We start from the raw sequence: 9,028 nt of genomic DNA, 5'->3' as shown, positions 1-9,028 counted from the left end.
GATTTTTATATCATTTATTTTGGCAACTATAAATATTAAAAGTATTCGGATTTCGTATTACGTTGTTTCTTAATGTAAAATCTAAATAACGCTAAGTTGCTATTGAACATTCATTTATAGATCTAATATTAGAATATTATATTAAATGAATTCATGAAAGTATTTGACCAGCTCCAAACAAATGGTGTGTCTTATTTAAATAGCATATCAGTTAAAAGGAGTTGCATTTTTTCATTCAAAATAGATACAGTTTGTTTTATACCTTTTAACAAACTAAAATAATATCATAATCTCCTTGCAAATTTTGTCGTATTGTTACGATGAATAGTTATCTTTTTTTTAGTAATCCAAAAGTCTTTAATTATAATTTCTAATATGTTTTAATGTTAGGTTTTGTAACAATTAATCCTGTGCGAGTTATTTCTATTCAGGATTTTTTGAGATTTAACTTTATTTACACTTTAAGTGTAAAGCATCACTAAACTTCAGTTGTAGTTTTGGCATATAGAATTTCTTAAGAATCATTTTCAGCTAACATTTTGAAGGGCACAATACCAACAAAATACAATGTTTACATAGCAATATAGGTATCTCATTTTACTAATAGTTTTATGTAATTGAAAATAATGAAAGTCAATAGACTTTGAGTTTGCTTACGAAAATGTTAGTATCTGAATTTTGAAATTTAGTAATCAATAGAATTAATTACCGCTATAAGTCATGAATGCAACAGTAAAAAAAACTACAATAGATTGGTCTTCGCCGGATATTTTAAATCATTTATTCTTACACATAAAGAACCCATTAGATACTATTATGACTGCTAGCACGCCTAGTTCAGTTGAGAATAAGATAGCAAATGAAATAATTTTTTCTAGTAGTAAGCAAATTAATGACCTTATTGAGGAAATATTAAATGAAATTAAATCTAAATCAGTAAGCTTAACCATTCAAAGGCGTCCTGATATTTTTGATATTTATGAGTCAAATAAAAATGTTCAGCATCTATGTTCTAATAAGATTACTCCTGAAAAAGTAACAAAAAATGATCAAAATTGGTTAATCAATTTAGAAAAAGAAATTTATAATTCTATTTCTAAAAGTGACCTTGACTTATATGAATTATCATGTAAAATGGCTGTTAGTGAAAGGCAACTTCATAGAAAAATTTCGAATTTAGTTTTTTTAACTCCTAATAAATACATCCGTGTTTTAAGGTTGCATAAAGCTAAGCAATTGATTGAAAACTATATTCAAGATTCGATCTCTCAAGTTTCATATTCTGTTGGTTATAATGATTCTCATTATTTTTCAAAGTTGTTTAGTAATCAATATAATATATCTCCCAAAGAATTAATAAACTCATTGTCTTGAAAATGAATCTATTGATGCAGTGCTATTTAATCCAGTAATTAAAATAAAAATTATTTTAAAAAAGAATAACTAAATAACCATAACCTTAAAAATACATACTATGAAACGAGTGCTTTTTTTCTTAGGCCAATTGAACGACAGAGATGTGGAATGGATGATCCAAAACGGCCAAAAAATAGAACTGAAAACAGGAGATAAATTAATCCAAAAAGGAAACTATGTGGATAATTTATACATTTTATTATCAGGTCAGCTATCCATTTTTTCAGATGAGACTGAGAATGAGGAAATAGCCACCTTAGGAGCAGGTGAAATTGTGGGTGAAATGTCTTTTCTGGAATCAAGACCTCCATCTGTTTCTGTTATTTCAAAAAAATCAGCTGTGGTTTATAAAATATCTCGAAATGTTATAGAAGCACGTCTTTCATCAAACCCAGATTTTAAAGCTAATTTTTATTACTCATTAGCCTTATTTCTTTCAAATAGATTAAGAAAAACTACAGATCAGTTGGGATATGGAGTACCAGAGGAAGAGGATTTAATTGACACAAAAGTATTAGATGTGGTTTCACAAGCAGGTGCGCGTTTTGGTCAAATATTAAATAGATTTTCAGAAGTAAAGTTAAGTGTTAATTATTAAGTTCAATATGAGGAATTATTTTTTGTTTTATATTTTATTTAGTAGTTATAATCTTTTATATAGTCAGGCTAAAATCAAGTGTGATTTAATTGAGGTTTCAAGTATTGCATTTAATAAAAATCCAACCATTAGAAGTGCAAATTACTCCATTCAAAATGCCGAAGCTGATTTACAAGTTCAAAGAAGTATTTTTGATTTTAACTTAAACTCTGATGTTGCATTTCAAAATAGAAAATATAATCTTTTTGATGCAGATCCTAGAAATGATTTCGTCGATAAAACGCTTAGAAATAATTCATTTGATTTTTCAATTGGTTCACAAAAAAGATTACGAACTGGACAATCAATTGATATAGGTTTAAAATATAATTATAACAATACAAATTTTCCGTACAATGCTTTCAATGAACTTGTTGGCGGTTTTTATGGTAATCATTCTAGTACGCTTAACCTTGTTTTAACTCAACCACTTTTAAGAGGAAGAGGAGCTAAGATAGTTACAGCTTCAGAAAAAGCATCTGTTTTTTACATCAATAAAAGTAAATATGATTATGAGTTTGCAAATTCTCTTGAAATAGAGCAAATAGGCATTGCTTATTGGGATTATTATACGGCATATAAAAGTCTATCAATTTATACTCAAAATGAGAATAGAGTGAGAGAGGTGTTAAATATGACTACAGAACTTGTAAAAGCTGATAAAAAACCGCTAAGTGATTTAGATCAAGTCAATGCAGATTTAAGAAATCAAGAAAGGCTAACTGCAGTGGCAAGACAAAATTTGTATAATTCAAGAATTAATTTAGGAAGAGTTATAGGCTTAATTGATGAAGAAAGTCAAAGACTAGATATTCCGGTTAATGATTTCCCCACTGTTTTAGAATCTGGCTACAATGAATTTATTGATAAAAATGCACTAATTAAAATTGCTAAGAGTAAAAGAGGTGATGTTAAGGCAATAGGAGAGGAGTATAAAGCATTAGAACTTCAATATTTAGTAGCAACTAATAATCTAAGGCCTCAATTAAACTTATCAGCTTTTGGTTTTTATGGGAGTGCAAGCGTAGGAAACGGAGTTGATAAAACATGGTCTTCTCTTGTTAATAATCAAGGTCAAGAACTAGGAGGTGGAGCCAAACTTTCATTTTCTTTTCCGTTGAATAACAATTTGGCCAAAGGGAATTATTCGATTCGTAAAATTGCTTTGCAAAATCAAACTGTAATAAATGAAAACATTCATAGAAATATTGAATTGAATATTGACATAGCAGTTAATAATCTTATGAATAGTGTTTTAATTCTTCAAAAATCAAAAGAATCTTTTGATTTTTATCAAAATGCATTTAAAAATGAACAGATTAAGTTTCAATCCGGTTTAACTACTCTTTTAAATTTAATCTTATTTCAAGAAAGACTTACTGCTTCAGAATTAGAGAATTTAAACGCACAGCAACAATTCTCAAATGCAATCTTAATACTTAGGCACGAAACAGGTACGCTTATTTCTAAAGAAGATCTTGGGTTTAAAATAACTCAAAATGCATTTTATACTATTCCTAACAAAGAAAATTAAAAATATATAAATTATGTCAGCACCTTTTTTTAGAAAATCGGCATTAGAAAAACTTTCAACTCCAGAAAAATTAGATCAATTAATTAAGGTCACTGGTACAAAAGCTTGGATAGCTTTAATTACAATTATAGTAGCAATTCTCACAGCCATATTGTGGTCTTTTATGGGCACAGTAAAAACAAAATTAGATGTAATAGGTGTTGTACTGGGCGGGGACGTTCATGAAGTAGTTGCTACAGCACAAGGGCAATTAGTTGAGTTGAGAGTAGCAATAGGGAGTACCGTTAAAGAGGGTGACATAATTGCTACAATTCGGCAACCAGAACTTTTTCAACAAATAGAAGATGCAAAAGCGGTTCTATCTGATAGAAAATTTGAAATGGAAAAGCTAATGTCTTACGGTAATCAAGGTACTCAACTACAAGGTGAAATAATTAGTCAATCCCGTGTTAGTATTAAAGGGGAGATCGAATCAGAAAAAAAGAAAATAATTTTTCTGAATAACCAACTAGAATCAGAGAATGTTTTATTGGATAAAAGTTTAATAACTAAATCGCAAGTTGCAAATACGAAACAGCAAATTGAAGTAGCCAAAAATACTATTGAAAGATTAAAAGGACAAATAGCTCAAACCTCCAGTCAACAAAATGATTTAGGTTTTGATATGCAACAGAAAGTGATATTACAAAAGCAAAGAATTGCGGAAGCAGAAAGAAATCTTCAGTTTTTAACTGAAAGATATGACAATCAAAGGAATATAAAAAGTCCATATAGTGGAGAAGTAGTTGAGGTTTTAACCGATGCTGGAATTGTTGTCTCTGTAGGTTCTCCATTATTTAAACTTAAGAATACCATTAAAACAAAACAATCTCAATTAAGAGGTATTCTTTATATTCCTTCAAAAGATGGAAAAAAAATCAAAAAAGGAATGGAAGCTTTAATTGTACCTTCGACTGTACAGCCTGAAGAATATGGATTTATAAAAGGAAAAGTTACTTATGTATCAGATTTTCCGATAACCCAACAAGGAATGCTCACATCTGTTAAAAATGATCAACTTACAAAGCAACTTTTAGTAGGTGGTCCTTTATTTGAAGTATACGTAGATTTTGAGAAAGACCCAGTATCGTATAGTGGATATAAATGGACTTCTGCAAAAGGACCAGATATTTTTTTAAAAGAAGGTACATCATGTTTAGGTAAAATCACAATCAAACGAGAGCCACCTGTAACATTAGTTGTTCCAGCGTTCAAGAAATTTTTTGACTTATATTGATCCATCAAAATGAAAAATATCATAAACTTACTTTTAAAAAAACAAAATAGACCTGTCAAAGTACCTACTGTTCTGCAGATGGAAAGCGTTGAATGTGGTGCTGCTGCTTTAAGTATTATTTTAGGACATTTTGGAAAATTTGTACCATTAGAAAAATTGAGAATAGCTTGTGGGGTATCACGAGATGGATTAAAGGCTACAAATATTCTAAAAGCGGCTAAAGAGTTTGGGTTAGAGGCAAAAGGATACGCTAAGTCTATTGAAAAGTTAATGCAAATAGAAGCTCCAGCCATTATTTTTTGGAATTTCAATCACTTTTTGGTACTTGAGGGTTTTACAAAAAAAAGAGTTTATCTTAGTGATCCAGCTCAAGGTAGGTATTTTGTAACTCACAAAGAATTTGATGATTCTTACACAGGAGTTGTTTTAACCTTTAGTCCATCAAAAGATTTTGAAAAAGGAAATGAGAAAAAAGGATTATTTGCATCGTTAATTTCAAGAATTACAAATTCTAAATTGAGTATAACCTACATTATTATTGCAAGCTTGTTTTTAGTAATTCCTGGTTTAGTAATTCCATCATTCCTTAAAATATTTATAGATAAGTATCTAGTGAATAATTTTTCAGGTTTTGTAATGCCGCTTTTATTAATTATGGGTGGTCTTCTTATTGTTAATGCATCTCTAGTCTATCTGCAGCAATATTTTTTACTCAAATTAGAAACAAAACTTGCATTAGTAACATCTAGTAAATTTCTTTGGCATGTTTTTCATTTACCTATTGCTTTTTTTACTCAGAGATATAGTGGTGAAATAGGTAATAGAGTTTCATTGAATGACAAAGTTGCAAAACTTTTAAGTGGTGATTTAGCAAATGCGGCTTTAAATGTTATTGTTGTAATTTTTTATGCAATTTTAATGTTTTCCTATGATGTTACCCTGACTTTAATAGGTGTTTTTATGGCACTGTTAAATGTGGTTGCCTTAAAATATGTTTCGACTGCTAGAAAAGACGGAAGCCGAAGATTGAGCAATGAAACGGGAAAGTTATTAGGAACTACTACTTCTGGAATTAGCATGATTGAAACATTAAAATCTTCTGGTAGAGAAAATGATTTTTTCACGAATTGGATTGGTTATTTGGCTAAAGTAATGAATGCTCAACAAGAATTTGGGTGGTTGACTATAAGACTTAATATACTCCCAAACCTAATTTCATCTTTAACAAATACTTTAATTTTAGGTTTAGGGGCTTTGAGGATAATGGAAGGAGAGATGACATTAGGAGCTCTAGTAGCCTTTACCTATTTAATGAACAATTTTATTACTCCAGTAAATCAATTAGTATCAGTAGGAGCTATGTTGCACGAAACAGAAAGCGATATGGCGCGTATTGATGATGTAATGAACTATGAAATTGACAAACAATTTATAAAAAACGAAGATAAAAATATCCAGCAGCCCAATAAGGAATCCATTAATAACAAATTAATTGGATATTTTGAAATGAAGAATGTGACTTTTGGATATAGTCCTACAATGCCAGCGCTAATTGAGAATTTTAATTTAAAGTTAAGACCAGGAAGTAGAGTAGCACTAGTAGGAGGTTCTGGAAGTGGAAAGTCTACTGTGGCAAGAATAGCATCAGGACTTTATGATCCATGGGATGGTGACGTATTGTTAGACAATAAAAATAGAAAAGATATTCCTAGACATGTCATTACAGAATCATTAGCAGTAATTGATCAGGAAGTTTTAGTGTTTAATGGCACAATTAAAGAGAATATTTCTTTTTGGGACGTGATGATCCCAGAAAAAAACATTATAAATTCCGCAAAAGATGCTGATATTCATGATGTTATCGCGGCTAGAAATGAGGGTTACGATAGCTCTGTTTTAGAGGGTGGATCAAATTTTAGCGGTGGACAACGTCAACGAATTGAAATTGCTAGAGCTCTAGTTTGCAATCCTTCAATTTTAATTATGGATGAAGCTACCAGCGCCTTAGATTCAACCACAGAGAAAATTGTGATGGATAATATTAAGAAAAGAGGATGTACTTGTTTAATTGTTGCCCATAGATTAAGCACTATAATGGACTGTGATGAGATAATTGTAATGGAGTTTGGTAAAATCGTAGAACGAGGCTCTCATAAAGAATTATTAAAATTAAATGGTGTTTATTCTAAATTGATTGAAACAAAATAAAAATTAAGATATGTCAACGAAAGAAAAAATATATATAGGAGTTGAAGAACCATTGATACTAAATGACACAGATAAACTTTGGATGGTAGTTTCTGGTGAGGTAAATGTGTTTTATGTAAGAGTTGATGAAAAAGGAGATTATTTATGTGCGTTAAAATATTTATACTCCGCTAAAAAAGGAGACTTATTATTTAGTTTACTTTCAACTGACTGTAAAAATGATACTCGTTTAATTGTTTTTTCAAACGAAGCAACTTTATTATCAATAGATAAACATAAACTTATTGCTATTGATCATTTTTTTCTAGCTAGTATGATTGATAAATGGATACTAAAAACTTCATTTAAAATCAATTTAAGTAATACTCCAAAAACTTACAAAACGATTGATAGTTATAATTACTTTGTTTTAAATCAAAATACAATTGCATACCCTTCTCATGGAATAAACTGGATAAGTTTAATTGATGGAGAGCTTTCCATTTTTTCAGATCATGAGACCATTAATTATAATGATGGACTTAAATTTCCTATTCCTGTTTGTAATAAGTTATGGGTTAAGTCCATGTCTGAAAGTTCTGAGTTGAAATCTATGAGTACTAGAGAAGTTTTAGAGGATGAAATTAATTTTTTAATTTCTTTAGAAAAACTACAAGGTCATTTTTACAATCAACTTTGCAAGAATATAGAGATCAGTAGTTTATCAGAAAGTGATATTCTTAATGATAAATTAATTTATCAAGAAGAGGAATTAAAAAGCACTTTAGAGAAAATAAAATCGATAGTTACTGGTTCTAAAAAAGAGTTACATCACTCCAAGAAAGATAAAGCAAAAAAGCAAAATATACTTTTTTTGACATGCCAATTAATTGGAGAACAAACAGGTTTTAAATTTGAAGAGCCCAAATATTTTGAGGCGGATAATTACAATACAAATAATTATTTGTATGCAATTGCTCAGAGCTCTAAAGTAAGAATACGAAAAATTATTTTACGAGATGTGTGGTGGAAAGATGAAAATGGACATTTGTTAGCATTTGTAAAAGAAACAAATGAACCTGTAGCTCTCATTCAGAAAAATTCTACCACTTATTTAATTAAAAACTTTTCTAAGGGTACCGAAACTATAGTTAATAATGAAATAGCCGACACTTTAGAACCTATTGGGTATATGTTTTTTTCTGGATTTGATGTAAAAATGGATTCCATAAAAAAAGTATTAAATTTTGCCATGAATGGCGTAAAAAAAGATGCCAGACTATTACTAGTTGCTTCTTTACTTGTAAGTCTAATAGGTTTATTAATTCCTATTTTATCAGGAATGATATATGATGATGTAATACCCACTGCAGATAAATCTATACATTTAGAAATTTTCATGATCATGATAATTATCGGTTTTGTATCAGCTGGACTACAACTTGCGCAAGGAGTTTTGCAAATGAGGTTAGAGTCAAAATCAAGCGTTAACCTTCAAGTAGGAGTGATGGATTATATCCTTCGCTTACCTGTAACTTTTTATAAAAAATATACAGCGGGTGATCTTACAAATAGAGTTTTAAGTATTAATTCAATAAGACAAATTTTATCTAATACATTGATGACAGTTGTACTTAGTGGGGTATTCTCTTTTGTAAATTTATTACTTCTTTTTTATTATGATTCTAGTTTAGCATGGGTTGGAGTTACGCTTGCTTTAATAGCTATTTCTTTTATGGTTTTGATGGGCTGGTTTAAACTCAAGTACGATAGAGAGGTGTCAAAATACCAAGGAGATATTCAAGGTTTTCTTTTCGAATTTCTATCTGGAATTAGTAAAATAAGGATAACAGGAGGTGAAAAAAGAATTTTTTCTCTTTGGGGTGAAAAGTTTTCAAAATTGAAAAAATTAGGATTTAGTTCAGGTAGTTACCAAAATTTTGTGGAGGTTTTTAATAGTTCTTACCCTCTTTTTACA

At 29.7% G+C, this 9,028-nt stretch carries 6 protein-coding genes; all 6 read left to right on the top strand.

From position 1 onward, the window contains the following. The first annotated feature begins 720 nt into the window (after positions 1-720). The gene (locus FPG59_RS10625; protein WP_086454580.1) at positions 721-1,374 is read left to right on the top strand and encodes a helix-turn-helix transcriptional regulator; all 654 of its coding nucleotides are present in this window, start codon (positions 721-723) and stop codon (positions 1,372-1,374) included. Between the two features lie 100 nt (positions 1,375-1,474). Further along, positions 1,475-2,014, top strand: a complete 540-nt coding sequence (locus FPG59_RS10620) for a cyclic nucleotide-binding domain-containing protein (RefSeq protein ID WP_086454579.1) — start codon at positions 1,475-1,477, stop codon at positions 2,012-2,014. 7 nt (positions 2,015-2,021) lie between these two features. After that, a complete protein-coding gene (locus FPG59_RS10615) occupies positions 2,022-3,587 on the top strand; it encodes a TolC family protein (protein WP_086454578.1) in 1,566 nt (521 codons plus the stop codon). Positions 3,588-3,600: 13 nt separating this feature from the next. Continuing rightward, positions 3,601-4,863 (top strand): NHLP bacteriocin system secretion protein, encoded by a 1,263-nt coding sequence (locus FPG59_RS10610; RefSeq protein WP_086454577.1) that lies wholly within the window; start codon positions 3,601-3,603, stop codon positions 4,861-4,863. A gap of 9 nt (positions 4,864-4,872) precedes the next feature. Next, the gene (locus FPG59_RS10605) at positions 4,873-7,071 is read left to right on the top strand and encodes an NHLP family bacteriocin export ABC transporter peptidase/permease/ATPase subunit (RefSeq protein WP_086454576.1); all 2,199 of its coding nucleotides are present in this window, start codon (positions 4,873-4,875) and stop codon (positions 7,069-7,071) included. A 10-nt stretch (positions 7,072-7,081) separates the two neighbouring features. After that, the coding region (locus FPG59_RS10600; RefSeq protein WP_086454575.1) for an ABC transporter transmembrane domain-containing protein at positions 7,082-9,028 on the top strand (1,947 nt) is incomplete at its 3' end.

The sequence above is a fragment of the Flavobacterium sp. FPG59 genome (assembly GCF_002150205.1).
Taxonomy (GTDB): Bacteria; Bacteroidota; Bacteroidia; order Flavobacteriales; family Flavobacteriaceae; genus Flavobacterium.
The sequence above is the reverse complement of the archived record's forward strand: the minus strand, read 5'-3'. Positions and strand labels throughout refer to the sequence as shown.